Source organism: Meiothermus granaticius NBRC 107808 (genome assembly GCF_003574355.1).
Taxonomy (GTDB): domain Bacteria; phylum Deinococcota; class Deinococci; order Deinococcales; family Thermaceae; genus Meiothermus; species Meiothermus granaticius.
Genome location: NZ_QWLB01000100.1, coordinates 1 through 721, shown reverse-complemented (window position 1 = coordinate 721; position 721 = coordinate 1). Strand labels below are relative to the sequence as shown.

The 721-nt window shown below is 64.1% G+C and carries 1 protein-coding gene; it reads left to right on the top strand.

Features of this window, described 5'->3' with window-relative positions:
- The coding region (locus Mgrana_RS16925) for a hypothetical protein (protein WP_170146517.1) at positions 1-721 on the top strand (721 nt) is incomplete at both ends.

The window sequence follows — 721 nt, the reverse complement described above, 5'->3', positions numbered from 1 at the left end:
GTCGCGGTCTCCGGCGCTGCGGATGTCCCACAAAAATTTGAGCCCACCCTATCCCCCAGCTTGGGTGGGTTCAAATTTTTGTGGGACATCCGCAGCGCCGGAGACCGCGACCACTGGACCGACAGCCTCACCGCCAACGACATTGCGGCCCTTAACAACACTCCCTTTGAAGGGGTCAGTCTGATGGTCAGCGGTTTCACCCTAGAGTGTTGCCGTCCGGGCTTCACCCTCAACGAGCTGACCTTTGCCGACCAGTTGCGCAAGGCCGCCGGGGTCAGGCGGCGCAAGCGGGTGGTGATCCGCACCACCCATCCAGCCCCCCCGACCGATACCGCCGCCTGGAACCGGATGATTCAGCAGCACGCCGCCGCCGCTCGGATTCTGCAAAGCGAGGGGTGGGACGGTTTCGACCACGACCCCGAGCCCTACCAGAACCCCGACGGTTCGGCCATCCGGCAGACCAACTATTGGGACTACGGCTGGTGGATGCTTTTCAAAAACTATACCTCGGAGCTCCGGGCCATCTGGCGGGACTATGCACATGCTCTGGCTCAGGCCTTTCCTGGAATTGGCTACGGCTGGTATCACGGGGCCGCCGCCGGGGACGGGGCCGCACCGGGCTGGGTGAACGCAGGCCAGGCCGGGAATGGTTTTTTGGGCCTGGGCCATGCTCTGGTGGGGATGAACCAGGCCGTGAGTCTGGACGGGGCCCCCATCGTTG